Genomic DNA, 25,413 nt, shown 5'->3' with positions numbered 1-25,413 from the left:
GCCGCCCTGCCATTCGTGGCCGTCGGCAAGGCCGATCGTCAGATCTGTGCCGGGGCCCGTATAGTGAAGCGAGTCGAAGCGCTGCCCATTGAGCCATTCAGTCCGCTCGCGAAGCCTGGCGTTGTGCTTTTCCCAGGATGCGACGGCGTCGTCGTTATCGACCCGCGAAGCACTGAAAATCGCCTCGGCGAGTTTGGCCAGCGCGACCTCTTCGCTCTCGTTGGGGAAAACCTGCTTTGCCCATGGCGTGGTGGGATACGCGACGATGTTCCAGTTGATGTCGAAGCCGACAATTTTCTCCAGAGCAGGCTTGTAGGCCATTGAATTGGCCTTGCTGGCGCGCGTAACTTTCGCGGGATCTTGCCCCGAAAGTAACATCGGATCGTCTCCGACGATCGCAAGCCTCGCCGTGTTGCCGGCAAACGCTTTGGCCATTCCTTCGTACAACCAACCGGCGGCGCGATCGAAGCCGATGTCCGATCCGAAGCGATAACGTGCCAATGTGATCTCATCATCAGAGAAAAAAGGCGTTACCAGACCGGCGCCGGCCTTGTAGGCATGTTCGGCAATTTTTCGCACAAACGGCAGTGCCGCGGTCGGCGCCGTGACCAGCAAATCCTGTCCCGGTTGGAGCCGAAGCCCCACTTTGATCGCGACTTCAGCGAGACGATCCAGCTTAACGGGATCGATTGGAGCGATGATCTTGCCGTCTTGAGGGTGCATGATGGGAGCGGGGCCTGACTTGAAATGTTACGTTTGCGCAGCATCCCCCGGTCCTGAACGAGATGGCATTGTCGGGTCTGATCAATAAAACGAATAAATAGTATTCAGCCGATCTTGAGCCCAAAGAGCGTGCGGTCATGCTCGTCTCTTGGGCTCGTGCTTCCGCGCACTCCTCGTCATCTTACATCGGATCACGATATTGCGACTGTGCCGGGAGCTAGTCGGAACGAGAAGATAACACGGTGTATCTTGTGCTGCTGACCTTTCCGATCCCACTCGGTAGTGCCAACAGCTAGATTTCCATAACAAGGAACATCGACGAAATATGGAGGTTATGGAGGTATTCGGAGACCTCCTATGCACATCACGGCGAAAGAAGAAACGACCTCCCGAGGACTAACCTCCACAGCACGCATTGGATCGCATCCTCTCCATCCAATGTTGGTGTCATTTCCCATCGTCTGCTTTGTCGGAGCGCTAGTTACGGACATCGCCTATTGGCAGACGGCGCAAATGATGTGGGCCGACTTCTCCGCGTGGCTGCTTGCCGTAGGTCTTGTGATGGGCGTGCTGGCGGCCATTGCCGGGCTGATCGATTTTCTCGGCAACCGACAAATCCGGAAACTGTCGGAGGCGTGGGTTCATTTGGCGGGAAACGTCTTGGTGCTGATTCTCGCCCTGTTCAATTCGTTCGTTCACAGCCGCGATGCCTGGACATCGGTGGTGCCGACCGGTCTCATTCTCTCTGCGCTGACCGTGCTCACGCTGCTGGTGACGGGATGGATGGGATGGGCCATGGTCTATCGCCATCGCGTGGGAGTGACCCGGTCATGACCGTGAACTCCTTTCTTCGCAATCGAACTTACCTCAGCCTCGCGACCTGTGTGATCGCGGCGCTCGGCCTGGCGAGCTGCAACGATCCCGGCGGCGATCCCAAAGAGCAACTCGGGGCGAAGTACAAACTTCCTGAATTGCAGCAATTTCTGATCCCGCCGATGCACGTCGCGTCGGTTGTCGGCTGGAAAGACGGTGAAACGCCGACGGTGGCGGACGGTCTGCAGATCAAGGCTGTGGCGTCCGGTTTGCAGCATCCGCGCTCGCTCTACGTGCTTCCCAACGGCGACATTCTGGTGGCGGAGTCGAAGGCACCGGGGACCGAGCCGATCAAGCGGCCGAAAGACTTCATCATGAACTGGGTGGAGTCGTGGGCGACATCAGGCGGCGATACCGGCAAGAGCAATCGAATAACGCTGCTGAGAGATGCGGACGGCGACGGCAAAGCGGAGGTGCAGACAACGTTTCTGGATAATCTGCATTCGCCCTTCGGCATGGTTTTGGTCGGCAATGACCTCTATGTCGCCAATACAGATGCCATCGTTCGCTACGAATACCACACGGGCGATACGCAAATCACCAAGCCAGGCACGACTCTGACCGAGTTACCCGGCGGACCGATCGATCATCACTGGACCAAGAGCCTCACCGCCAGTCCCGATGGTTCGCTGCTCTATGTCGGCGTCGGCTCGAACAGCAACATCACTGAAAACGGCATGGAAGCCGAAAAGAACCGCGCGGCGATCTGGGAGGTTGATCGCGCCACCGGGAGGTCGCGGATCTTTGCGAGCGGGCTGCGAAACCCGAACGGGCTGACATTCGAACCGAACAACCACACGCTATGGGCTGTCATCAACGAGCGCGATGAAATCGGTCCGGATCTGGTGCCGGATTATCTCACCTCGGTGAAAGACGGCGCGTTCTACGGCTGGCCGTACAGCTACTACGGCCAGCATGTCGACCCGCGCGTGCAGCCGCAGCGCCCGGATCTGGTGGCGAAAGCGATCCCGCCGGATTACGCGCTGAGCTCCCACGTCGCCCCTTTGGGTCTGACGTTCTACACCGGCGACAATCTGCCGGCGTCCTACAAGGGTGGCGCGTTTGTCGGCGAACACGGCAGCTGGAATCGGCCAAACCTGAATGGATACAAGGTTGTCTTTGTGCCGTTCGCTGATGGCCGTCCCAGCGGACCCGCGCGGGACGTGGTGACCGGATTCCTTAACTCGGATCAAAAGTCCAGAGGTCGGCCGGTCGGACTCGCGGTTAGTAAGAGCGGTGATCTGCTCATTGCCGACGATGTCGGCAACAAGGTCTGGGCCGTTTCTTCGAAGAAGTAGCGGCTTTCGCCGCTATCTCTCCATATCCTCCAAATTCAATGAGGCCAGCCATGAGGCATAAAGTTAAAGTCAAACCTTATGGGGGTGACGCCGGCGGTTGGGGATCAGTGAAGGTTGTTGCCAGTATCTTGACGCAGGAAGAGGTTGCGTTGCTGGGCAGTGAAATACTTATCAAGCAGAACAAGCCGGACGGCTACATGTGCGTGAGCTGCTCGTGAGCCAAGCCCAAGACACCGCGGCCGTTTGAATTCTGTGAGAACGGTGCGGAAGCGACGGCGTAGAAGGAGTTGCCGGGAACGGGTTAGTTGTCAGCGCGTACCGATGCGTTGCTGTCGCGGGCAGAAACCGGAAAAATGGCACCGCGTTCAACATCCCCATTGTGTCCGGTTGTCACCCGGCAAGACTCAACGCCATTTCGCACCTTTTGTTCTACGACAGCGGAGCAAGCCACTAACCGTGCTTCTAGGGTGGGGCATAGCTTTGGCCGTTTCGGCCTCGTTCACATCAATGGATGGCTTGAACGCGGCTCGAATGCCCGCGCAACCTGTCGCGGGCGTGCATTATAGGCATGTTCCAGGCTGCCGCCTCTCTCCTTGCTATCGGTTGTGGGAACAGGCTTGAGCTGGCTAATATCGTTCACAAAGGGATGCCGCCCGCGCGGTGCGAGGGGACGGATCGATCCGAAGAAAACGGCGACCGTCCAGCACCACGCTGCCTGGGATTATGCCAGACGACGTAAGGAGCGCAGAAGAAGTGTCAATAACCGACGACGTTTTGCCCGCTGACGATTACAAACCACACACATCGCATTGGGGAGTTTTTTCGGCGCGTTGGCGCGATGGCACGCTTGATGTTCGTCCCTATCCGAAGGATCCGGATCCCAATCGACTGATCCATAACTTTACAAATGCCCTGCGTCATAAGGCTCGGGTTGGGGAGCCAATGGTCCGGCGTGGCTGGTTGGAGAGAGGTCCGGGGCCCGACACGCGGCGCGGACGGGATGAATTCGTACCCGTGACATGGGAGAAAGCGATGACACTTCTCGCGACCGAGCTTGCGAGAGTGAAGGATCGCTACGGTCCAGAAGCGGTGTTCGGAGGATCATACGGATGGTCAAGTGCCGGCAGATTTCACCACGCACAAAGTCAGGTTCATCGCTTTCTGAATATTGCTCTCGGTGGCTACGTTAAATCCGTGAACACCTATAGTTCGGGAGCCGCTTCCGTACTCATTCCAAAGGTCATCTGTGATTATGAGGAGATGACAAAGAACAATGTGTCCTGGAATCAGATTGCTGAACACACTGATATCGTATTGGCGTTCGGCGGTATGGCTCTTAAGAACAGTATGGTTGCCGGGGGCAGCATCAGCCAGCACATCGAACGCCAGAGCATGGCCCGCGCAAAAGCGAGAGGCTGCAAATTCGTACTCATCAGCCCGTTGCGCGGCGACCTGCCGGAGGAAGCCGGCGCTGAGTGGCTTGGCATAACACCGGGCACGGACATCGCGTTGATGTTGGCGCTGGTCCACACGCTGGTCCGCGAAGGCCAGCACGATCAAGCGTTTCTAGATCGGTATACGGTGGGTTGGCCTATCTTCAAGGATTACGTCTTTGGGGCGGTCGATGGCCAACCAAAGGACGCCGCATGGGCCTCTCAGATTTGCGGGATTTCGGAAGACACGATCCTATCGATCGCTCGTCAACTCGCAGGTCGGCGTGTCTTAATTGGCGTCTCCCATTCGCTGCAGCGCTCCGAGCACGGCGAGCAGCCGGTGTGGATGGGAGCCGTCCTTGCATCAGTGTTGGGACAGATCGGTCTTCCGGGAGGAGGTTACGCATACGCGCTGGGATCGATTGCGTACTACGGACGGCGTTACAATGCTGTTTCGGGACCAACCCTTTCACAGGCCAAAAATGGAGTGAAAGACTTCATCCCGGTGGCTCGTATCGCGGACATGTTGCTAAATCCTGGCACGACATATCGCTACAGTGGTCAAACCCGAACATATCCCAACATCAAGATGGTTTATTGGGCTGGTGGAAATCCGTTCCACCACCATCAGGATATCAATCGACTGCGGGATGCTTTCGCAAGGGTGGATACATTGGTTGTTCACGAGCTTGCATGGACTGCGACCGCGCGGCATGCGGATTTCGTTTTGCCGGCCACGATGACCCTCGAACGAGAGGACATCGGCTACTCTTCAAATGATCCGCTGATGGTCGCCATGCACCCGGTGGCGGAGCCTTATGGTCAAGCCCGAGACGATTACGCAATATTCGCGGAACTCGCACAGAGACTCGGCAGGGGAGAGGCGTTCACTGAAGGCCGTACGGTGAGGCGGTGGCTTGAATATCTGTATGAAAGGACGCGCTCCGAATTGGTTGACCTTGGAGCCAACGCCCCGAGCTTCGAAGAATTTTGGGCCGCCGGTACACTTGAGATTCCGCAGGCACCGGATGACGGTGGGCAGCTACGTTCATTTCGGACGGATCCGATCGGCAATCCGCTGCCAACGCCAAGTGGAAAAATCGAGATTTTCTCGGAGGAGATTTCGAGCTTTAACGATGCGGACTGCCCCGGGCACCCGACGTGGTTGGGACCGACGAATGTTCCCAGCAAACTCGCGCCGTTCGTCCTCGTTTCGAACCAGCCGAAAACCCGCCTCCATAGCCAGCTCGATTTTGGCGATCACAGCGCCAACGCAAAAATGCGGGGACGAGAAATCGCGTCTATGCACCCAGAGGACGCAGCTCCGCTCAAGATCAAAGACGGAGATATCATCCGGCTCTTCAATGAGCGCGGAGCCTGCCTCGCCGGTGTCACTCTTACGCAAGATATCGTTCGAGGCATCATTCAATTGCCAACCGGTGCTTGGTACGACCCATCAGACCCCGAAGAGAACATGCCTCTTTGCGTTCATGGCAATCCAAACGTCCTGACGCGCGACATTGGGACATCCGCATTTGCGCAAGGATGTACGGGGCAACTCACCACGGTGAATGTCGAACGCTTCGAGGGAAATCTTCCGCCGATACGGGCTTATGATCCGCCGAATAGCGCAGACGGGTAGAGGACGCACACTCGGGCGAACATTGACGCTCGCGAGACTGTGACTGCGAAAGCCTCGACCGCCCGAGTTTGTCACGAAACAGTCAAGTCAACGCAGATAGAAGGACCGCTTAGGCGTATGTCGCCAGTCGGGAGCGTTGAGTGTTTGTTCGAAGGTGCTTAGTTGCGGCGTTTGCCATTGTCATGGCTGTGGTTGTCCAACAAGCCTTTGCGTTTCCCGTCGATGGCAACCAAACGACTTTACCCGCGGGAAGCGAGCTGAATGAGGATGCTCTCGACCTTCCGCGCGAGGTGTTTCATTCCGAGGCTGTCGGAGGTCGCAGGTCGCATCTGGTAAACCTCGGAGACATGGCGTTCAACGCGCCGGGTATTCTGGGGGGGACCGCACGGCAGGCAGGGATCAGTTGCGGTACATGCCACGTCAACGGCGCATCAAATCCCAAACTCTTCATCCCCGGGATGTCGACCCGGCCCGGCAATTTCGACACCACCGGCTCATTGTTCAATCCGAAAGCAAATAATCTTGCTCTCGACGCGGTGCGAATCCCGAGCTTGCGTGGCGCACGCTATCTGGCGCCCTACGGAAACGATGGGCGAATGACATCGCTGCGCGATTTCGTCCGCAATGTGATCGTGGTCGAGTTCGCTGGTCCCGAACCATCGCCCGCAATCCTTGATGGCCTGGTGGCCTACATCCAGGATATCGACTTTCTGCCCAACCCGAGTCTCGGCCCAGGCGGAAAGCTGACCACTGAGGCGAACGATGCAGAACGCCGCGGAGAGGTGCTTTTCCGCAAGCCTTTCCCGCATGATCCCAGTCTCAGTTGTGCAGGCTGCCATGATCCGGCGACTGCTTTTCTCGATCACAAGCAGCACGATGTCGGGACGGGCGGTCTGTACAAGACGCCCACCTTGCTGAACGCGGATTTCAATGCACCTTACTTTCACGACGGGCGCTACGACACCTACGACCAGGTGGTGGGGCACTTCGACAACAAATTCCAACTCGGGCTCTCGGCTCAGGACAAGGCAGATCTCGTGGCCTATCTGACCGCTGTCGGAGACGGCGTGCAGGCCCATGAGCGTGACGGTGCTGCCGCCCGACTGCAAGAGATCTCCGGCTTCGTCGGCGTTCTGACGAAAGCCATTCCCGAACACGATAACGACACCATTGATCTTGTGGTTGATACGGTGGGCGGCGAGTTGCGTGAGCTCACCGAGCGTGTGCCGGACCGAAAGAACACCATCGTGTCGGGAGGCGTGAAGCAACGCAATCTCGCGCGCATGGCTCTCAAGGAGGTCGTGCTGACATTGCGGCGCATTGGTAACGATGCCGCGTCCGGAAATTACGATGCCGCAGCTGCCGAATACAGAACCTATGATCGGCTGATGAACGCTGCGGTACCGGCCATCATCAGCAGCGCGGAGCCATGGTCGTTGTTCAACCCGATCGTTCACGACGCACACTATGCGGCACTACGCCGGATTCTGCAGTCGGATAAACAGCCTCCGCAGCAAGCCAACTGAATGCGCGCCGGGCGCGTGCAATATCACGTCCTGACGACTTCTGCCGACGCGCGAGGGCGAGTCAGCGGTGCATCACGTTCGTGCGCGTGACACGTGGCGCGTCACTGTGTCGCGATCCGGTGTCATCATTCATTCGCAAATGATGCAAGAATTTGAACGTGTACTGTCATTGATCGCGACTAGGACCTGCGGATCGTTCGTTTTGAACGACGATTCCTCTTAGAAAGACAGGTCCATGCTCCCACACACGATTCGCGGAAGGGGCCGGCTGCGATTGATCGCCGGCGTTTCTGCTACCGCACTCTTAGGTCTCGGCGGCGCGCTGCTGCCGCATGGTGAAGGCAGCCCTGCGTTCGCCGCCAATGAGGCACGCGCCGCGGCAAAGGCGGAAAAAGTCGCCACATCAAAGCCGGAAAACATTTCCACCGAAACGCCGATCAAGCACGTCATTTATATTGTCGGCGAAAATCGCAGCTTCGATAACATCTTCGGTACCTACAAGCCGAAGAATAACCAGAAGATCTGGAACCTGCTGTCCCAGGGGATCGTCAATGAAGATGGGACCCCGGGCAAGAATTTCGCCAAGGGTCAGCAGTATCAGATGGCCTCGAGCAATGGCCGGTTTGTCCTCAGCCCGCTCCACAAAAGCCCTTACACGTTCTTGCCTGTGCCGACGATTTCATCGGCGCAGCCTGTGGGCGTTGGTCTGGCGTTCGGCATCGTCGACGCGTCCGGAAAGCCGACCGCCGCATTCCCTGAAGGCGATCCCTCTCTGCCGCTCGACGATCAGATCACACTCGCGACAGGCGGCACCGGTTCGATTCCCAAGAACAGTCCGGATACCCGCATCCCTGGCGTCAATCGTTTGCCCGCGGGACCTTTCCAGCAGACCGGCCCGACGCTGGCCTACGACGCTTACGAGGGCGACACGATTCACCAGCTGTTCCAGATGTGGCAGCAGAACGACTGCGGCATGAAGAACGCGACTCCGGAGAATCCGACCGGCTGTCTGCACGATCTTTATCCGTTCGTCGCCACCACGAACGGAACGCTGCCGGGTAAGACGCCGACCGATGGCGGTCAGGACATGGCTTTCTTCAACATGAACACCGGCGACGCACCGATCTTCAAGGCGCTCGCCGACCAGTACACGATCTCGGACAACTTCCATCAGGCGATCATGGGTGGATCCGTGACCGGCGCGATCGGAATTGCTTACGGCGATAACGCTTTCTACAGCGACGCAAAGGGCCGTCCGGCGGCTCCTCCTGCCAACGGCATCATGAACCCGAATCCAGTGGTCGGTAGCGTCAACACCTACCAATCGAATGGGACGTGGGTGAACTGCGCCGATCGGAACCAGCCTGGCGTTGGCGAATTCCACACCTATCTCGCGTCGCTTCCTTATTTCGTTGGCCCGAACTGTGCGGCACATGCGTACTACCCGACCCGCGACGCCGACCCGCCGTACGATGCCGCCGGCGCGCTGGTGCCGGCGACGGCAACGACGATGCCGCCAGTGCTTCAGCGCCATATCGGCGATGCACTGAACGACAAGAAGGTTTCGTGGGCATGGTACGCTGGCGGCTACGATTCTGCCGTTGCGGTTGCCGGGGGTGCCACCGACATCTTCAATCAGGTATTCCGGGCCGGATACGGCGATCATACCAATCCGTTCCAGTACTCGAAGTCGGTCATGACGGATGCGAAGGCGCGCGCGGCGCATCTGAAGGACACCTCAAACAACCTGTTTGATGACATCGATAGCGGAAATCTCCCCGCGGTCACCTTCGTCAAGCCGGACGGCGCACTTCAGGGCCATCCCGGCAGCGGCAAGGTCAGCCTTCTGGAAGAATTCGTCCAGAACGTCGTCGAGCACGTGAAGGCCAATCCGAAGTTGTTTGCCGATACCGCAATCATCATCTCGTTCGACGAGAGCGGTGGCTTGTATGACAGCGGCTTCATTCAGCCGCTCGATTTCTTCGGCGATGGCCCTCGCATGCCGATGCTGGTGATCTCTCCGTATTCTACGGGAGGCCACGTGGTGCATTCCTACAATGACCAGGTTTCAGTCTTGAAGTTCATCGAACGGAATTGGCATCTCGACAAGATTTCTGATCGCAGCCGAGATAATTTGCCAAATCCGGTCATGAATCAGACGAACCTGTGGGTGCCAACGAATATGCCGGCGATCGGTGACCTGTTCGACATGTTTGATTTCGCGAATAGCGCATCACAGTGATGATCATCATCCACGGCAACTGCTTGTAGGACACGTCAGTCCCACACCGTGTGATGAAGCAAGAGTTGCGCCGGTCGAACCATCTGGTTCGGCCGGCGTTTTTTTAAGCATCTCGTGTTGGTGGCTATTTAGCGACGTGAAGGCGTCGGCTGTGTCGTTGACGGCGCCACGCGGGACGATCAAGTGCGAGCAGGGGCCATCGGAGGAAATGGGGCCAGCCGCTCTTCAGGATCAGGAATAACGCAGCGTGATTTCTGTTTGGCAGACGTCAGATTAAATTCTTGGCGAGAAACAACTCGCCAGTCTTTTTGATGTGCTCCAGCAGCAGGTGGGTCGATAAGTCGATGTCCCTTTTCAAGGCGGCGGTCATGATGTCCCGATGTTCGCTATTCACATCTCGTGAAAGCTTCGATGAGCGGGACATGATGCGGTATCTCTCGGATTGATCGAAGAGCTGTTCGCAAGAGGCAATGATCCATCGCGACTTGCAAGCCGATATCAAGGCTGTGTGAAACTTCCGGTGCCAGACGTTGTAGTCGCTGTCGGCTCCGTCACCGCCAACGTCCCATTGAGTCACGGATTCAAGTCTGTGAAACGAGAGAATAACGGCATCTTCCCAGGCGGCGTCGCCGTTCCTGATCGACTCGCGGACGGCGACCTCATAGAGCATGCATCGCGAGCGAATGAGCTCGTCCAAATCCTCCCGATTGATGGTTGTAACAAAGAAGCCTCTGCGGTCGCTCTGAAGGACCAGCCCTTCTTTGCCTAACCGGCTGAGCGCTTCCCGCATCGGGCTGAGGCCCGTTCCATAGCGTTCACACATCTCCGCCATCCGGAGCTTCTGACCGGGAGAGAGGGCGCCGCCGATGATGTCTTGGCGGATTCGCTTGTAGACGACCGTCGCGAGCGTTTCGGTGCCTGAGGCGGTCTCGGTATGGATGCGCTCGCTCATCTTGCTTCTCACGGGAGGAATGGCTTTTTTCGAAAAAAAGCTTGCAGAGCCATTTTTTTCGAATTTATGATAACTGCCACCAATGTTCAAATCGAAGTTCGGCAGGGGAATATGCCCAAGCAAATCATTCAGCCAAGAGGGATGGCGGAAGCCGTGGGCCCGTTCTCCCGAGCCATCCTGATCGACGGGCATCTCCATATTGCCGGTACGACAGCGTTGAGCCACATCAGCGGCGATTACTACGAGCGCTTCGTTCCGCCCACCATCGAGGAGCAGACGCGCTTGACGCTCGACAACATCAAGAAATGTGTCGAAGCCGTCGGCGGTACCATGGACGACATCTACAAGGTCGTCATCATGCTCAAGAATCCTGAAGACTATCGAAAAATGAACGCCGTGCGGGCGGAGTATTTCCGCTCGTCAGCGACGATCAGCACGTGCTTTCGCGCGGAAGTCATGCGGCCCGACATTTTGGTTGAAATCGAGGCCGTTGCTTATGTGCCGCACGCCAAGCCTTCTGCCTCTTGAGATGATCGGCGATGCCGCACGCCATCAGACTCGAAGCGCTGCGGATGATCTGCGACGTCGATCGGGCGAGCATCGCTCGGCCCCAATTCTTTCGCACATGGGACGTCTTATGAAATTTGTGACTTTTGAACTTGAGGGCAGGGCGAGGCCGGGACTGTGGCTTGATGACGGCATTCTCGACATCGAGCAGGTCGTCCCCGCGGCCGACCGCATCCTTTTCGCGAGCGTGCTGTCGATCGTTGCGAACAACGACAAAACCATCGGCATCCTGAAGCAGGTTCTCGATAGCGGAAACTCTCTGAAGGGCGCGCTGATCGACGCGTCCCGCTGCCGCCTTCTGGCGCCGATCCCCCGGCCTGCCAAGAACGTCTTCTGCGTCGGTCGAAACTACGTGGAGCACGTCGCAGAGGGCTACAGCGCCCGAGGTCTCGAACTCAAGCTCCCGGAGTATCCCCAGTTCTTCACCAAGCCGCCGACGGCAGTGGTGGGGCCAGATGCGGAGATTCCCTTCCAGCCGGACGTCATGGAAAAGCTCGACTATGAAGTCGAGCTCGCCGTGATCATCGGGAAGACCGGCCGCAATATCGCACCTCGCGATGCGCTGGATCATATCTTCGGCTATTCGATCATCAACGATCTCACTGCCCGCGATCTGCAGCGCCGACATGATCAGTGGTTCAAGGGCAAGGGCCTCGATTCCTCATGTCCCTTTGGTCCATGGATCGTCCACCGTGAGGAGATCTCCGATCCGCAGAAACTGACGATCCGGTTGTCCGTGAATGGCGAGATTCGCCAGGAAGCGACGACGGCGCAGATGATCTTCGATCTGCCGCGGATCATCGCGGATTTATCCCGCGGCATGACGCTCGAGGCGGGCGACATCATCGCGACGGGTACGCCCTCCGGCGTCGGCTACGCACGACAGCCTCCGAGCTTCCTGGTCCCGGGAGATGTTGTGCAATGCGAAATCGGCGGAATCGGCGTGCTGACGAACCGCATCGCTGCGTCGAGGATGTCTTAACAAGGTCAACTCACATTGGGGGCGAAGATGGCGAAGCAAATCATTCAGCCAAAGGGAACGACAAAAGCTATCAGCCCACGCACCACGTTCAGACGGAAGCTGGTTCTCGCGGCGGCCCTTGCAGTCTTGGCGTCTTCAATCGCGATGACCTCCACGGGAGCCCAGGCAGAGACCTATCCGGACCGGCCGATCAAGCTGATCATTCCTCTGGCCCCCGGAGGCGGCACGGACGTCACAGGCCGCACGCTTGCCGACGCCATTGCCGCGGAGTGGAAAGCGACCATCGTTCCGGAAAACAGAACAGGTGGCGGCACGACGATCGCTTCGGCAACGGTGGCAAGGGCTCCGGCCGACGGCTACACCGTGTATGTCAACACGGCGAGCTTCATCATCTCGGCGCGGATGATGCCCAATCTGTCTTACGATCCGCAGAAGGATTTTGTGCCGGTGTCGCTTGCCGCTTCGTCGGACCACGTTCTCGTGGTGAGTGCGAAGCTGCCGGTCAAGACGTTTGCTGAGTTCGTCGCCTGGGTGAAGTCCAGGAACGGCAACGCCACCTTTGCGTCGTTCGGCGCCGGCTCGTCGTCCCATCTTGGCTTCGAGCTGTTTCTGAACCGGCTTGGTCTGAACATGACGCACGTTCCCTATAAGGGTAATGCGCCGGCGATGACTGATCTGCTTGGAGGGCATGTCGATGCCATGTTCGCTGACCATGTCGACGAGAGCTTGAAGTCTGACAATCTGCGAGTTCTCGCGATCGCCGGGTCGAAGCGTTCGCCGGAATTGCCGGACGTGCCGACGCTTCAGGAGCTTGGCATGAAGGACTTCACCTCCCGCTCGTTCTACGGCGTGATGTTGCGCTCCGGCACGCCGCAGCCAATCATCGACAAGTGGAATGCAGCAATTCGCGCTGCACTCAAGGAGCCCGAGGTGCAGGCGAAGCTGCGGCTGCTGGGCATTGACCCGATTGGTTCAACGCAAGCCGAGTATGCCGACTACCTGAAAGCCGAAGATGCGAAATACGGGCAAGCGTTGGCGCTCCCGTCGGTCGCCGGCAGCCTGAAGTAGACGTCAGTGAATGACCAGGCCGCGTATTGCCAAGAACGCTATCTTGTCATGCCAATTTCATAGTCCGCGTTGAAGGATCAAGGCATTGTCATCAGGCGGCTGTTGTCAATCGGTGCACGGCAAGGCAAATGAACGCGGATAATCGGAAGACGTTCTTCGATCTGGCTGGTACCGCACTCGCTGTCGGGTGAGTTCGACCGTCGCAGACGTCCTTCAAGCAAGAGGACAATGTGATGGATCAGATCGCGACTGGAGAATTTGATGTTCAGCTCACCCCGATTGGAGCTGCCGATGCCGTTGTCGGTAGTATGGCGATCAGCAAAACATTTCGCGGCGATCTTTCCGGCAGCAGCACAGGTCAAATGCTTGCCGTTCGCACGTCAGTGAACGGGTCGGCTGGCTACGTCGCTATGGAGCGAGTATCAGGCACTCTTGCGGGGAAGAGCGGAACTTTCGCGCTTCAGCACAGCGGAACGATGGACAAAGGCACGCCAACCTTGTCGGTGACTGTGGTACCGGACTCGGCCACTGACGATCTGGTCGGGCTTACCGGCTCGATGGCAATCAAGATCGAGGGCGGTAAACACTTCTACACCTTCCAGTACACGCTGCCGCGGTAAGCGGCGTTGCCTTCAGCATTCAAAGCGGCTTGCGGTTCATCCGCACCACGTAAGTGGCAGGCGCTTTGTGCGCCTGCCAGTCTCACTCGCTGTGTTTTGTTGCCGCGGATTTCGGACTAGCCCCGCACATCTCCTGCCTTGATGTAGTCAACCATTTGGGTCAGCACAGTGCCCCAGCCGCCGTGGAAACCCATCTCCTCGTGCTTCTTGCGGGATTCGTCGTTGCCATGAATGGCAACCGCTTTGTAGCGCGTCCCTGATCCGTTTCTGTTGAACTCGACAACCGCGGTGAAGAACGGTCGGGCGGATGGCCTGTAACCGCCTTGCATCGTGTCTGTGAGGACCAGCCGCTCAAACGGCGTCACTTCGAGATAGCATTGGGTGTTCGGGTACTCTTGTCCTTCCGGCGAACGCATGACGAAATTGAGCGCTCCGCCCGGACGCAAATCCAGATCGCATGAGGTGATCGACCAAGGCTTCGGCGCAAACCATTGGCGCAGATGTTCCGGCGTTGTCCAAGCTTTCCAAGCGAGTTCGACCGGCACGTCGATCTCGCGTTCAAGCACCAAATCCAGTTTAGGGTCGATTTTGATGATGGGTGATGTCATTTGGATTCTTCCTCCTTCAGTTTCATCAAGTAGCTGTCGAATTGATCAAAGCGCCGTTCCCAGAGCTTGCGCTGTCGGCCGAGCCAGTCCTCGGCAATCTTCATTTGCTCAGGGGCGAGTTCATAGGTGCGTGTGCGCCCGGCTTTGCTCGACCGCACGAGTCCGCTCCCTTCGAGCAATTTGAGGTGCTCCAGGAAGGAGGGCAGGGCCATGTCATAGCGCGCTGCGAGTTCGCTCGTTGACGCTGGCCGATGCGTCAGCCGTTCCAGAACGTCACGTCGCGTCGGGTCCGATAGCGCGCGAAAGACGCGGTCCACGACAGCCGGGTTGGGTGTTCCGCGGCTGCGTCTTCGTGCGCCGTCATTTTTTTGTGGTGTCACCGCAATACTCCTCAAGCGAGCCACGTGATGTCACCATCGGCTCCCGCGGATCGGACAAATAGCGCGCAGTTTCCGCCAAGGCTTCCGAGACTGCGCGTCCTGGCGTTCCGACTCCGAAGTTCGCATGCGGGGTATAAGCACGAGGAAATACTTAGGTCAATTCCTAAGTATTGGATGATGCGACAATGGAATAGCAACGGCCGGTCGCGGCCTTGAGCAGCAGGCCTCGGATCCCTCGCAATGGCTTCCGAAGACGTATCGTCGCATTGATGCGCGCAGGGCAAAGCGGACGTGATCAGATAAGGGCGAGGGGCAGTCAGCCGGCGGTCCTTCTCCCGAAAATGATCCGCTTGGTCATCGGGTTGCGCTGAGCGGGCATCAACGATCGGTCCGGTAAGGACTAATCTCCTATCCGTTGGAAACGTAAGGGGCCTGCCATGCGCATGTACGATTGGAATACATATCGCCAGCAAGTTGTTGCCGGTGTTGGTGAAATCGCCAAACTCAGTCCGGATACGGTGAAAGGTTATGCCACGCTCGGTGGCGCCGGAGCCAAGACAGGGCGGCTGGACGCGAAAACGCGTGAGTTAATCGCGCTAGCAGTGGCTGTGAGCCTGCGTTGCGACGGATGTATCACTGTGCATGCCGCCGAGGCTCGCAAGCAGGGTGCGACCAAGGAAGAGATCGCCGAGGCGCTCGGTGTTGCAATCAGTGTCAATGCCGGTGCGGCTCTTGTTTATTCGACAAGAACAATGGACGCGTTCGACGCCGCCGGCGAAGCCTGAAGCCGAAAACATAACTCGTGTGTGATCACCGATCCGGCCCGTCCGGACCGGTTTTTTTTGTGCCGTGCGGGTTGCCTTGGTTGCGTCATTATGTTCTTGTTTTGTTCTTATGTATATCGGAGTGCGTATCATGTCCGAGCAACTTTCTTTTCCCGGATTTGAGCGGGGACCGCCGAATGGTTTGTTTTTCGCGCTCGTCCCGCCGGTTGCAAGCCGGCTTCGGATTGTAAACGTTATTGATCGATTGCGCGCAGACGTGGGTTTAGGAGGGCGCCCGTTATCTCCGAGATGCCTTCATATTTCAATGCACAGTCTTGGCGCTTACTCCGAACCTCCGAACGAAATAGTTGCTGCAGCGTGTAGGGCCGCGACGGAGATTTCTGCATCGGGCTTTGAAATGATCTTAGATCGCGCGTTGACGTTTCCGCGCAACGACAGAACACATCCTTTTGTCGTACTGCCCGGCGGCGAGATCGCTGCGCTTATGGAGTTGCACCGAGCTCTTGGTCGCGAGATGGCGAGAGTAGGCCTCAATAGATGGGTCGACCGGCGGTTTAAGCCACACATGACGTTGTCCTACGACCGGCAGATCATCGAAGAACGCGCCGTCGAGGCAGTGCGTTGGCCTGTGAATAACCTGGTGCTTATTTACAGCCTTCGCGGTCGAGGGCCCGGCCGCAATGAACACATCCATCTTGCGCGATGGCCCTTGCGATGAATGCGAGTGGTTGGTGCGTATCGATTTGAAAAACGGCAGTCTGTGAATAGCTGCCGTTTCTTGTGACTGAATTAGGCTTTGCGCTGGTTCATCGCCCAGAGAATACCGAACGGGTCGCGAAGCTGGCCGTAGCGGTCGCCCCAAAACATATCGGCCACGGGCATTACCATCTCAGCACCGGCATCGATGGCGCGTTTCCACCAGGTGTCGATGTCGTCGACCTGAAGCGTCAGGTTGAATGCCTGCGGCTTCTGCAGCGGATGGCCATGTTCAGGATAGGCATCGCCCAGCATCAGAGACGAGCCGTTGATGTAGAGATGGACGTGCATCGTGCGCCCCTTGTCATCGACGGGATGAGCTGCAGCCACCTCGGCGCCAAAGGCGCGCTGATAAAAGTCGGCGGCCTTCATCGCACCATCAACTTGCAGATAAGTGACAAGGCCGCCCTTTGTCGGGGGATTCGCATTCGCGGTATTGGCCGTCATGGTCATTGTCCTCTTTGGGAGCGATAAGTCGATTTGCTAAAGTGGTATGCTGTTTGAGTCCGAAGGGGCTCGAAGTGCGCGGCTGCATTCTGCACTTAAATCATATCAGGCAAACGAAGGGCGCCTCTCAAGTGACCATTACGATCTACGGCATCAAGAACTGCGATACGATGAAGAAGGCCCGTGCATGGCTCGACAAGCACGGCGTCGGTTACAGCTTTCATGATTACAAGGCCGTGGGCATCGAGAAAGATCGTCTGGCAACATGGAGCAAGGAAGTCGGTTGGGAGACGCTGCTCAACCGGGCCGGAACGACATTCCGCAAGCTTCCTGATGACGAGAAAGAGGGCCTGACTGAGAAGAAGGCGCTGGCGTTGATGGTGGCGCAACCGTCCATGATCAAACGGCCGGTGCTCGATATCGGCCGTGGACGCTTGTTGGTCGGATTCAAGCCGGAAATCTATGAAAAGATGGTTGGGAAGTAGGCTTCACTCGACTTTGCCGGCGGGTAGGGGGGGGGTGGGGTGGTTTGTCGCACCTCGTTCGTGACGTTTGTGGCGGCCGGTTAAGGAATTCTTGGAAGCAACCTTTCATTGTGCCGTTGATGGATTGCATCCATCAGCTGTGTAGTGTTCGGCATTATCAAGGATTGGTCTGCCATGAATATCTTTACGAACCGTGCTTTCGCTGGTGTCTGGTGGATGACGCCACAACCTCCCGCAGCTCCCAACGTCCTCCAGGCAGCCCCGGTTACGTCGCAGGAAGCGACAGCCGCTGCCATTCTTGGGCTGACCACGGGGGCAACTCCTACAAAGAACAGCATCGGCCAATCTCCGGTGGTGCAATCGTTTCTGATGCACTTGCAAGAGTTTGGCATGACGCACATCGAAGGAACCGACGGCAACGACGCGCTGGCGGGTTGGAGCGGTAGCCTCGTCGACAGTGGAGATGGCGACGACGCCATCGATGTCTGGTCGGGTAGCGTGGTTGACAGCGGGGCAGGGAACGACTCCGTCAGAGCGTGGTCGGGATCCGGCGTTTACGCAGGTGCGGGTAACGATCGGGTCGATGTGTGGTCAGACAGCGTCGTCGAAGGTGGCGACGGCAACGATATGATTAGGGCTTGGAGCAACACCGTCAGCAGCGGCGGCAGTGGTAATGACATCATGAGCGCCTGGTCTGACAGCCAGGTCAGCGGCGGCGCGGGCGATGACGTGATCAAGGCATGGTCCGACACACGTGTTGACGGAGGCGACGGCAACGACGCCATCAATGCTTGGTCTAACAGTCAGGTCAGCGGTGGGGCCGGCGATGACAAGATCAGCGCATGGTCCGACAGCCAGGTAGACGGCGGCGCGGGCAACGACACCATCAGCGTGTGGAGCAACAGCAGGGCCAGCGGCGGAGATGGAGATGATACTATCTCTGCCACCGTGGGCGGTTTTGTCGACGGCGGTGCCGGCAATGATGCGATCAATGCGGACAACGGAACGGTCGTTGTCGGAGGTGCCGGCGATGATGTTATTCGTGCTGATCGTGGGTCCACCATCATTTTCAACGCTGGTGACGGGAAGGACACCATTTACGCCGGCCGCGATATCACAGTTCAACTCGGCGACGGTTTGACTGCGGACAAGATGCAGGTCTCCGTGTCGGACGGCGTTGCGACGCTTTCTTTCAATGACGGAGCCGATCAGCTCGCACTGAATGTCGGTTTCGGTTCCGGGCCCGTCACTTTGGCTTTCGCAGACGGAACGAACCTGCAGGTCGGTTGAAGCCCCGTACTTATGAACAAGGGGGCCGGTCGCAGTGTGGCAGGTCTAGAATAAGAAACGGCCCTGGACACGTCCGGGGCCGTTTTTGCATTGGGAAAATTCCTCGATAAGCACTCGCGGGTATGGAGGCCTTGCAATGAGCATCGCGTGCGCGTGCCTGCGGTGGCCAGACTCACCGGTGCTCTGAAACCGCTGGAAGCTCGTCTCGGGCCGTTATCAGCCGCAAAATACCGGTTTCACAGGATTTTTTCTTGAGCGTTGCGACAATCTGGCGCAGGGTCGCCCGCCTGTGTATCCCCTGACATTCATTCTTTTTGATCAAGGCCCTTCTCAATGACCGTGACTGCCTCCGCGCCCGCGTCAGCTTCCGCGCGTTCCCCTTGGTATAGCATCCTGTATGTCCAGGTGCTGATCGCCATCGCTCTCGGTGTGCTTGTCGGTCATCTCTATCCGGGAACAGGCAAGGCCCTGAAGCCGCTTGGAGACGGCTTTATCGCGCTCATCAAGATGATGATCGCTCCTGTCATCTTCTGCACTGTGGTGCACGGCATCTCGTCGATGGGCGACCTGAAGCGGGTCGGCCGCGTCGGCATCAAGACGCTGTTCTATTTTGAAGTCGTCTCGACCATCGCGCTGCTGATCGGCCTTCTGGTTGGCGAACTGATCCAGCCGGGAAGCGGATTCAACATCGATCCGGCCACGCTCGATCCCAAGGCTGTCGCGACCTACGTCACCAAGGCCCAGCAGGACGGCATTGTCGCGCATCTGATGGCGATTATTCCGGAGAGCTATGTCGGCGCCCTGGCAAAAGGCGACCTGCTGCAAGTGTTGCTGATCTCGATCTTGTCCGGCTTTGCCATCGCGTTCCTGGGACCGGCGGGTGAGCCGATTTCAAAAGCCATCGACATGGCGGCGAAAGTCTTCTTCGGCATCATCCGCATTGTCGTGCGTGCGGCGCCCGTCGGCGCATTCGGCGCAATGGCGTTCACTGTCGGCGCCTATGGTCTTGGTTCGTTGTGGAATCTGGCCGCGCTGATCGGCACGTTCTATCTGACGAGTGTTTTGTTCGTTTTGTTCGTGTTGGGCGCCATCGCGCGTTTCTCCGGCTTCTCGATCCTCCGCTTCATCGGCTACATCAAGGACGAACTACTGATTGTCCTCGGCACCAGTTCATCTGAAACCGTGCTGCCGCAGATGATTCAGAAAATGGAGCGGCTTGGTGCTTCTCGCGGCGTGGTCGGCCTTGTCATTCCGACCGGCTACAGCTTCAACCTCGACGGCACCAACATCTATATGACGCTGGCGACGCTTTTCCTTGCGCAGGCAACGAACACGCATCTGACGATCTGGCAGGAGCTCGGCATACTTGGCGTCGCGATCCTCACGTCGAAAGGTGCATCGGGCGTCACGGGGGCTGGATTTATTACCCTGGCTGCGACGCTGGCGATCGTGCCGGATATTCCGATTTCGGCGCTCGCGATCCTTGTTGGCATCGACAAGTTCATGAGCGAGTGCCGCGCGCTCACTAATCTTGTCGGCAATGGTGTTGCGACGATCGTGATCAGCCGATGGGAAGGTGAGCTGGACAAGGACAAGCTGCACGAGGCGATGGCGCATCCCATCGAACTCGGCGAAGAGATGGAGCATATCCGCGCCTGACGCGCGGATATCCAACCTCAAACGAATTCGATAATATCGCCTGGTGCGATCCGGCCCGGCCTCTTGTGAAAGAGGTCGTGGTCGATGATTGCGCGAAGCTGATAGATCGGCAGCACGTTGTTCGCGCGCATCAGATTCCGGATTTCAAATCCGCCGTCGTCGGAAATCGTTTTCAGCGAGGCGACAATATGAGTGATGTCTTCGCCGGTTGAAAACGGCATCAGCAAGCGTTCGTAGTCGACCTTGCGCCCATAGAGATCTTCAACTTTTGAGATCGTAAAGACGGGAAGCCGCCGGCGAACACACTCCTGGTAGATCGGAATGATGATCGGTGCGAGCTTGGCGCCGACATATTCATCGAGGTAGCGGCCTTTGCCGCTGGCGCCGTAAGCGTTCGACATCCGCGTGCCGTCGCTTTCGATGACAAATCTCGACATGCCGCTTTCGCGGATCACGTTGTAAAAGACGAGGTCGTCGACTTCGTCGGCAATGCGTTCCGGTTGGTAGTCGGACAGTCCCGGAATGCGTTCTTGCCTGGCATAAAGACGCAGCCAGGTATTCAAAAGGTCCCGTTGCTTGATCGATCTCACGATCGCCGGGCTGGCGCTTTCGAATTCCATGAACAAGATCCTGAAAAATGGAACGTGCTTGGAAATAACTGATCACCATTCATCCGCATGATGTTGAAATTTTCCGTGAAAAGGCGGTTTGCCGCAGGAATAGGCTTAACGATCTCTTTCCAAGCGTTGTTGCACGCGCTAACAGCGGTGACGCATGTCACGGTCGGTATTGGGCTTTTTGCTTAGATGAAGCTTTTCGCTGAGCAGCATTGCATCTTGCGCAACGCTTGCAATTCGCTGCATATTCCTGCCCGGAGGTTGCCGGTCAGGTGCGCTTTCATCGAAGCGGATCGCACGGTACAGCGACAAAAATTCGGTCACACGCGGCAGCATGCGTGAAGGCTGACGGGGGAAATTTGCTTGTCTGATGAGTTCATCCTTGAAACCCACGGGTTGACAAAGGAATTCGCGGGCTTTGTGGCCGTGAGTGATGTCAGCCTCCGGGTGCGACGCGGAAGCATTCACGCGCTAATCGGTCCGAACGGGGCCGGCAAGACCACGTGCTTCAATTTGTTGACCAAGTTCCTGCAGCCGTCCCGTGGCCAGATCCTGTACAAGGGCCAGGACATCACCGCGATGGCGCCGGCCGATGTGGCGCGGCTGGGCCTGGTGCGCTCGTTTCAGATCTCGGCGGTGTTTCCGCACCTCACGGCGCTGGAGAACGTGCGCGTGGCGTTGCAGCGCCAGCACGGCAGCTCGTTCGATTTCTGGCGCTCGAAAGCGGTGCTCAACCGCTTCAATGACCGGGCGCGCGAACTGCTCAACGATGTCGGCTTGAGTGAGTTTGCCAACACGCCCGCGGTGGAGATGGCCTATGGCCGCAAGCGCGCGCTGGAAATTGCCACCACCTTGGCGCTCGATCCGGAGATGATGCTGCTCGACGAGCCGATGGCTGGCATGGGCCACGAAGACATCGACAAGGTGGCGGCGCTGATTAAGCGCATTTCGGCGAAGTACACCATCCTGATGGTCGAACATAATCTGAATGTGGTGGCCAATCTGTCGGACACCATCACGGTGCTGACGCGTGGCAAGGTGCTTGCGGAAGGCAATTACGCCACGCTGACCAAGGACCCGCGGGTCAAGGAAGCCTATCTGGGAGCTGGCCATGAGTAACGCGGCAACTCCTGTGCTGTCCGTCAAGAACTTAGAGGCCTGGTACGGCGAATCGCACATTCTGCACGGCATCAATTTCGATGTCCGTCCGGGCGAGGTGGTGACGTTGCTCGGCCGCAACGGCGCCGGCAAGACCACGACACTGAAGTCGGTGATGGGGATTCTTGCCAAGCGCACCGGCTCGGTGATGTTCGAGGGCAAGGACCTGATCCGCTTGCCGGCGGAGCGGATCGCGCGGCTCGGCGTGGCGTTCTGTCCGGAAGAGCGCGGCATTTTCTCCAGCCTCGACGTCAAGGAAAACCTGATGTTGCCGCCCACCATCCGCAGCGGGGGCATGTCGATCGAGCAAATCTTTGAGCTGTTTCCAAACCTCAAGGAACGGCTGAACAGCCAGGGCACCAAGCTGTCCGGCGGCGAGCAGCAGATGTTGGCGATTGCCCGCATTCTGCGCACCGGGGCGCGCTTTTTGATGCTCGACGAGCCGACCGAAGGTCTGGCGCCGGTGATCATCCAGCAGATCGGGCGTATGATCTCTCGCCTGAAGTCGGAAGGCTTCACCATTTTGCTGGTGGAGCAGAACTTCCGGTTTGCGTCGACGCTGGCGGACCGCTTCTACATCGTGGAGCACGGCAAGATCATTGACGCATTCTCGAACTCCGAGCTCCAGGCCAACATGGACAAGCTGCACACCTATCTCGGCGTGTAGGGACACGAGAGAAAGCGATCGAGATTTAACAAGAAATCGCTCAATCACAAGCAAAGGGAGGAACTCATGAAAAGAACAGTTTCGACTTTGATGATGAGCGCTGCCTTGGTGTTCGGTGCGGGGCAGGCGGCCTTCGCGCTGGACAAGGTCGCAAAGATCGGTGTGCTGAACGACCAGTCGGGTTTGTATGCCGACGTCACCGGGCCGGGTTCGACGCTTGCCGCGCAAATGGCTGTCGAAGATTCAGGCCTGCTTGCGAAGGGATGGAAGATCGACATTGTTGTCGGCGATCATCTTCACAAACCCGATGTCGGCGTGAATATTGCCCGTCAGTGGTTCGATCGCGACAAGGTCGATGTCATCGTTGATGTGCCGACATCGTCTGTCGGCCTCGCCGTCAATAATGTGGTGAAGGAAAAGAACGGCGTCTATCTGAACTCGGGTTCTGGGACGTCCGATCTCTCCAACTCTCAATGTTCGCCCAACACCATTCATTGGGCTTACGACACGTATCAACTCGCCAATGGCACGGGCTCCGCCATGGTCAGGAGCGGCGGAGACACCTGGTTCTTTCTGACCGCTGACTACGCTTTCGGTTCGGCGCTGGAGCGCGACACCACCAACGCCGTGACCGCGATGGGTGGAAAGAACATCGGCAGCGTCCGGCACCCTCTCAACACTTCCGATTTCTCTTCCTTCCTCCTGCAGGCTCAAGCCTCGAAGGCAAAAGTGATCGGCCTTGCAAACGCTGGCGGCGACACCATCAACGCCATCAAGCAGGCGTCAGAATTCGGAATTGTGAAGGGCGGGCAAAAGCTCGCCGGGCTGTTGATGTTCATTTCCGATGTGCATGCGCTCGGGCTGAACGTTGCAAACGGTCTGAGCTTTACCGAGACCTTCTACTGGGATCTGAACGACAACACCCGGGGGTTCTCCAAGCGCTTCCAGGAGCGTTCGAAGAATAAGAGCATGCCGACGACTGTGCAGGCGGGGGTGTATTCGTCCCTCATCCACTACTTCAAGGTGCTGGATGCGATGGGCGGAAATTCTCATGACGGCTTGAAGGTCGTAGAGAAGATGAAGGCGACCCCGACCGATGATATCATCTTCGGCAAGGGAACCATCCAGCCGAACGGTCGCAAGCTTCACCCGGCTTACCTTTTTGAAGTAAAAAAGCCCTCGGAGTCGAAGGGGCCGTGGGACTATTACAAGCTGGTTGCGACTATTCCGGCTGACCAGGCGTTCACTCCGCTTGAGAAGAGTTCCTGTCCGCTGCTGAAGATGTAGCTGAATTTCCCCGACGGTCTCACCGCCGCCGGGGCTGAAGGTGGAAGTTTAATAAGCGCTCTCGTTCGTGGGCCGCGAGGAATGGTTCAGGAGCGAGTTAAATAAGTCGATGGAGGAATTATGAATAAACGTGTTTCTGCGCTGTTGCTCGGCACCGCTCTGGTGTTGGGTATGGCCACTGGCGCCTCGGCGCAAACCATGGACAAGAACGTCAAGATTGGCTCGCTCAGCGATCAGTCGAGCTTGTATGCCGACGTGGGTGGTCCAGGTTCGACAATCGCGGCGCAAATGGCCGTTGAGGATTCCGGCCTGACCAAGAAGGGTTGGAATATCGAGGTCGTTTCCGGCGATCACCAGAACAAGCCGGATGTCGGCGTCAACGTCGCGCGCCAGTGGTATGACGTGGACAAGGTCGACGTCATTGTCGACGTGCCGAATTCCGGCGTGGCGTTGGCTGTCAGCAACCTGACCAAGGAAAAGAACAAGGTCTTCCTGAATTCGGGAGCAGGGACTTCCGATCTCACGAATGCCCAATGCACGCCCAACACCATTCACTGGACTTACGACACCTATAACCTTGCGCATGGCACTGGCGGTGCGATGACCAAGGCGGGAGGCGACACCTGGTTCTTCCTGACTGCGGACTATGCGTTCGGCGCGGCGCTCGAGCGTGATACGTCTGCCGTCATCAAGGAAGCGGGCGGTAAGGTCCTCGGCTCCGTCAAGCATCCGCTGAACACCTCCGACTTCTCGTCCTTCCTGCTGCAGGCGCAGGCCTCAAAAGCGAAGGTCATCGGCCTTGCCAACGCGGGTGGCGACACGACCAACGCGATCAAGCAGGCCGCAGAATTCGGCATTGTCGCCGGTGGTCAGAAGCTCGCCGGTCTTCTGGTCTTCATCAGCGATATCCATGCGCTTGGCCTGAACACGGCGCAGGGGCTGAACCTGACCGAGACCTTCTACTGGGATATGAATGACCAGACCCGCGCGTTCAGCAAGCGCTTCGCGGAGCGCATGAAGAACCACGCGATGCCGACCATGGTTCATGCCGGCGTCTACTCGGCCGTGACGCACTATCTCAAGGTGCTCGCCGCTCAGGGTGGCAATTCGCATGACGGCGCCAAGATCGTCGCCGCGATGAAGGCCATGCCGACGGACGATCCGCTGTTCGGTAAGGGCTCGATCCAGCCGAACGGTCGCAAGATCCATCCGGCGTATCTGTTCGAAGTCAAGAAGCCTTCCGAGTCCAAGGGACCGTGGGATTACTACAAGCTGGTCGCCACCATTCCGGCAGATCAGGTTTTCACGCCGCTCGACAAGAGCTCGTGCCCGTTGCTGAAGAAGTAAT

At 57.8% G+C, this 25,413-nt stretch carries 25 protein-coding genes and 1 pseudogene; 19 read left to right on the top strand and 7 right to left on the bottom strand.

Translation table 11 applies throughout. The annotated features are described in order from the left end of the window. The coding region (locus tag ACP0KA_RS26625) for an aminopeptidase (RefSeq protein WP_424631962.1) at positions 1 to 723 on the bottom strand (723 nt) is incomplete at its 3' end. A 357-nt stretch (positions 724 to 1,080) separates the two neighbouring features. Between ACP0KA_RS26625 and ACP0KA_RS26620 the strand changes: the two genes are divergently transcribed. The 6 genes and pseudogenes from ACP0KA_RS26620 (at position 1,081) to ACP0KA_RS26595 (ending at position 9,737) form a co-directional block, all read left to right on the top strand. Further along, positions 1,081 to 1,557, top strand: coding sequence for a DUF2231 domain-containing protein (locus ACP0KA_RS26620; RefSeq protein WP_424631961.1), 477 nt, complete (start codon positions 1,081 to 1,083; stop codon positions 1,555 to 1,557). Next, a complete protein-coding gene (locus tag ACP0KA_RS26615; RefSeq protein ID WP_424631960.1) occupies positions 1,554 to 2,894 on the top strand; it encodes a PQQ-dependent sugar dehydrogenase in 1,341 nt (446 codons plus the stop codon). Before ACP0KA_RS26620 ends, ACP0KA_RS26615 begins: the two co-directional genes overlap by 4 nt. Positions 2,895 to 2,944: 50 nt before the next feature. Next, a pseudogene (locus ACP0KA_RS26610) lies at positions 2,945 to 3,172 on the top strand (hypothetical protein); the annotation flags it as partial. 445 nt (positions 3,173 to 3,617) lie between these two features. Beyond that, positions 3,618 to 5,969, top strand: coding sequence for a molybdopterin guanine dinucleotide-containing S/N-oxide reductase (locus tag ACP0KA_RS26605; protein WP_424631959.1), 2,352 nt, complete (start codon positions 3,618 to 3,620; stop codon positions 5,967 to 5,969). Between the two features lie 140 nt (positions 5,970 to 6,109). Further along, positions 6,110 to 7,495, top strand: coding sequence for a cytochrome c peroxidase (locus tag ACP0KA_RS26600; protein ID WP_424631958.1), 1,386 nt, complete (start codon positions 6,110 to 6,112; stop codon positions 7,493 to 7,495). Between the two features lie 235 nt (positions 7,496 to 7,730). Further along, positions 7,731 to 9,737: an alkaline phosphatase family protein gene (locus ACP0KA_RS26595; protein WP_424631957.1), complete on the top strand. Its 2,007-nt coding sequence runs from the start codon at positions 7,731 to 7,733 to the stop codon at positions 9,735 to 9,737. A gap of 268 nt (positions 9,738 to 10,005) precedes the next feature. Here the strand turns inward: ACP0KA_RS26595 and ACP0KA_RS26590 are convergent, their stop codons facing one another. Then, a complete protein-coding gene (locus tag ACP0KA_RS26590) occupies positions 10,006 to 10,881 on the bottom strand; it encodes a GntR family transcriptional regulator (protein ID WP_424631956.1) in 876 nt (291 codons plus the stop codon). Here ACP0KA_RS26590 and ACP0KA_RS26585 point away from each other — a divergent pair. The 4 genes from ACP0KA_RS26585 (at position 10,801) to ACP0KA_RS26570 (ending at position 13,926) form a co-directional block, all read left to right on the top strand. Then, positions 10,801 to 11,217: a RidA family protein gene (locus ACP0KA_RS26585; protein WP_424631955.1), complete on the top strand. Its 417-nt coding sequence runs from the start codon at positions 10,801 to 10,803 to the stop codon at positions 11,215 to 11,217. The genes ACP0KA_RS26590 and ACP0KA_RS26585 overlap by 81 nt on opposite strands. Positions 11,218 to 11,326: 109 nt before the next feature. Then, positions 11,327 to 12,238 carry a fumarylacetoacetate hydrolase family protein gene (locus ACP0KA_RS26580; protein ID WP_424631954.1) on the top strand — a complete coding sequence of 304 codons (912 nt, stop codon included), beginning with the start codon at positions 11,327 to 11,329 and terminating at the stop codon, positions 12,236 to 12,238. Positions 12,239 to 12,265: 27 nt separating this feature from the next. Beyond that, positions 12,266 to 13,306 (top strand): Bug family tripartite tricarboxylate transporter substrate binding protein, encoded by a 1,041-nt coding sequence (locus ACP0KA_RS26575; protein WP_424631953.1) that lies wholly within the window; start codon positions 12,266 to 12,268, stop codon positions 13,304 to 13,306. A gap of 233 nt (positions 13,307 to 13,539) precedes the next feature. Then, positions 13,540 to 13,926, top strand: a complete 387-nt coding sequence (locus ACP0KA_RS26570; protein WP_424631952.1) for a DUF3224 domain-containing protein — start codon at positions 13,540 to 13,542, stop codon at positions 13,924 to 13,926. Positions 13,927 to 14,042: 116 nt separating this feature from the next. On the opposite strand, the gene ACP0KA_RS26565 is transcribed toward ACP0KA_RS26570, so the two are convergent. Both ACP0KA_RS26565 and ACP0KA_RS26560 read right to left on the bottom strand, forming a co-directional pair. Further along, the gene (locus ACP0KA_RS26565; protein ID WP_424631951.1) at positions 14,043 to 14,534 is read right to left on the bottom strand and encodes an SRPBCC family protein; all 492 of its coding nucleotides are present in this window, start codon (positions 14,532 to 14,534) and stop codon (positions 14,043 to 14,045) included. Further along, positions 14,531 to 14,914 carry an ArsR/SmtB family transcription factor gene (locus ACP0KA_RS26560; RefSeq protein ID WP_424631950.1) on the bottom strand — a complete coding sequence of 128 codons (384 nt, stop codon included), beginning with the start codon at positions 14,912 to 14,914 and terminating at the stop codon, positions 14,531 to 14,533. The genes ACP0KA_RS26565 and ACP0KA_RS26560 overlap by 4 nt, the downstream gene beginning before the upstream one ends. Positions 14,915 to 15,351: 437 nt before the next feature. Between ACP0KA_RS26560 and ACP0KA_RS26555 the strand changes: the two genes are divergently transcribed. Together ACP0KA_RS26555 and ACP0KA_RS26550 are read left to right on the top strand one after the other, a co-directional pair. Beyond that, entirely contained in the window at positions 15,352 to 15,699 is a 348-nt protein-coding gene (locus ACP0KA_RS26555) for a carboxymuconolactone decarboxylase family protein (protein WP_424631949.1), read from the top strand. 109 nt (positions 15,700 to 15,808) lie between these two features. Beyond that, the gene (locus ACP0KA_RS26550; protein WP_424631948.1) at positions 15,809 to 16,417 is read left to right on the top strand and encodes a 2'-5' RNA ligase family protein; all 609 of its coding nucleotides are present in this window, start codon (positions 15,809 to 15,811) and stop codon (positions 16,415 to 16,417) included. Positions 16,418 to 16,488: 71 nt separating this feature from the next. On the opposite strand, the gene ACP0KA_RS26545 is transcribed toward ACP0KA_RS26550, so the two are convergent. Then, positions 16,489 to 16,908: a VOC family protein gene (locus tag ACP0KA_RS26545; RefSeq protein ID WP_424631947.1), complete on the bottom strand. Its 420-nt coding sequence runs from the start codon at positions 16,906 to 16,908 to the stop codon at positions 16,489 to 16,491. Between the two features lie 125 nt (positions 16,909 to 17,033). On the opposite strand from ACP0KA_RS26545, the gene ACP0KA_RS26540 reads away from it, so the two are divergent. The 3 genes from ACP0KA_RS26540 (at position 17,034) to ACP0KA_RS26530 (ending at position 20,336) form a co-directional block, all read left to right on the top strand. Continuing rightward, entirely contained in the window at positions 17,034 to 17,387 is a 354-nt protein-coding gene (locus ACP0KA_RS26540) for an ArsC family reductase (protein WP_424631946.1), read from the top strand. Between the two features lie 174 nt (positions 17,388 to 17,561). Beyond that, entirely contained in the window at positions 17,562 to 18,677 is a 1,116-nt protein-coding gene (locus ACP0KA_RS26535) for a calcium-binding protein (protein ID WP_424631945.1), read from the top strand. Between the two features lie 333 nt (positions 18,678 to 19,010). Then, the gene (locus tag ACP0KA_RS26530) at positions 19,011 to 20,336 is read left to right on the top strand and encodes a dicarboxylate/amino acid:cation symporter (protein WP_424631944.1); all 1,326 of its coding nucleotides are present in this window, start codon (positions 19,011 to 19,013) and stop codon (positions 20,334 to 20,336) included. 17 nt (positions 20,337 to 20,353) lie between these two features. Here ACP0KA_RS26530 and ACP0KA_RS26525 read toward each other — a convergent pair whose 3' ends face one another. Continuing rightward, a complete protein-coding gene (locus ACP0KA_RS26525) occupies positions 20,354 to 20,956 on the bottom strand; it encodes a PAS domain-containing protein (protein WP_424631943.1) in 603 nt (200 codons plus the stop codon). A gap of 138 nt (positions 20,957 to 21,094) precedes the next feature. After that, the gene (locus ACP0KA_RS26520; protein WP_424631974.1) at positions 21,095 to 21,421 is read right to left on the bottom strand and encodes a hypothetical protein; all 327 of its coding nucleotides are present in this window, start codon (positions 21,419 to 21,421) and stop codon (positions 21,095 to 21,097) included. On the opposite strand from ACP0KA_RS26520, the gene ACP0KA_RS26515 reads away from it, so the two are divergent. The 4 genes from ACP0KA_RS26515 (at position 21,317) to ACP0KA_RS26500 (ending at position 25,412) form a co-directional block, all read left to right on the top strand. Next, the gene (locus ACP0KA_RS26515) at positions 21,317 to 22,072 is read left to right on the top strand and encodes an ABC transporter ATP-binding protein (RefSeq protein ID WP_424631942.1); all 756 of its coding nucleotides are present in this window, start codon (positions 21,317 to 21,319) and stop codon (positions 22,070 to 22,072) included. The two genes, ACP0KA_RS26520 and ACP0KA_RS26515, sit on opposite strands and share 105 nt — an antisense overlap. Beyond that, positions 22,065 to 22,778, top strand: coding sequence for an ABC transporter ATP-binding protein (locus ACP0KA_RS26510; RefSeq protein ID WP_424631941.1), 714 nt, complete (start codon positions 22,065 to 22,067; stop codon positions 22,776 to 22,778). The genes ACP0KA_RS26515 and ACP0KA_RS26510 overlap by 8 nt, the downstream gene beginning before the upstream one ends. A 66-nt stretch (positions 22,779 to 22,844) precedes the next feature. Beyond that, entirely contained in the window at positions 22,845 to 24,065 is a 1,221-nt protein-coding gene (locus ACP0KA_RS26505) for an ABC transporter substrate-binding protein (protein ID WP_424631940.1), read from the top strand. A 120-nt stretch (positions 24,066 to 24,185) separates the two neighbouring features. Further along, positions 24,186 to 25,412 carry an ABC transporter substrate-binding protein gene (locus ACP0KA_RS26500; protein ID WP_424631939.1) on the top strand — a complete coding sequence of 409 codons (1,227 nt, stop codon included), beginning with the start codon at positions 24,186 to 24,188 and terminating at the stop codon, positions 25,410 to 25,412. Position 25,413 lies beyond the last annotated feature (1 nt).

The sequence above is a fragment of the Bradyrhizobium sp. SYSU BS000235 genome (assembly GCF_049747295.1).
Classification (GTDB): Bacteria; Pseudomonadota; Alphaproteobacteria; order Rhizobiales; family Xanthobacteraceae; genus Afipia.
The sequence above is the reverse complement of the archived record's forward strand: the minus strand, read 5'-3'. Positions and strand labels throughout refer to the sequence as shown.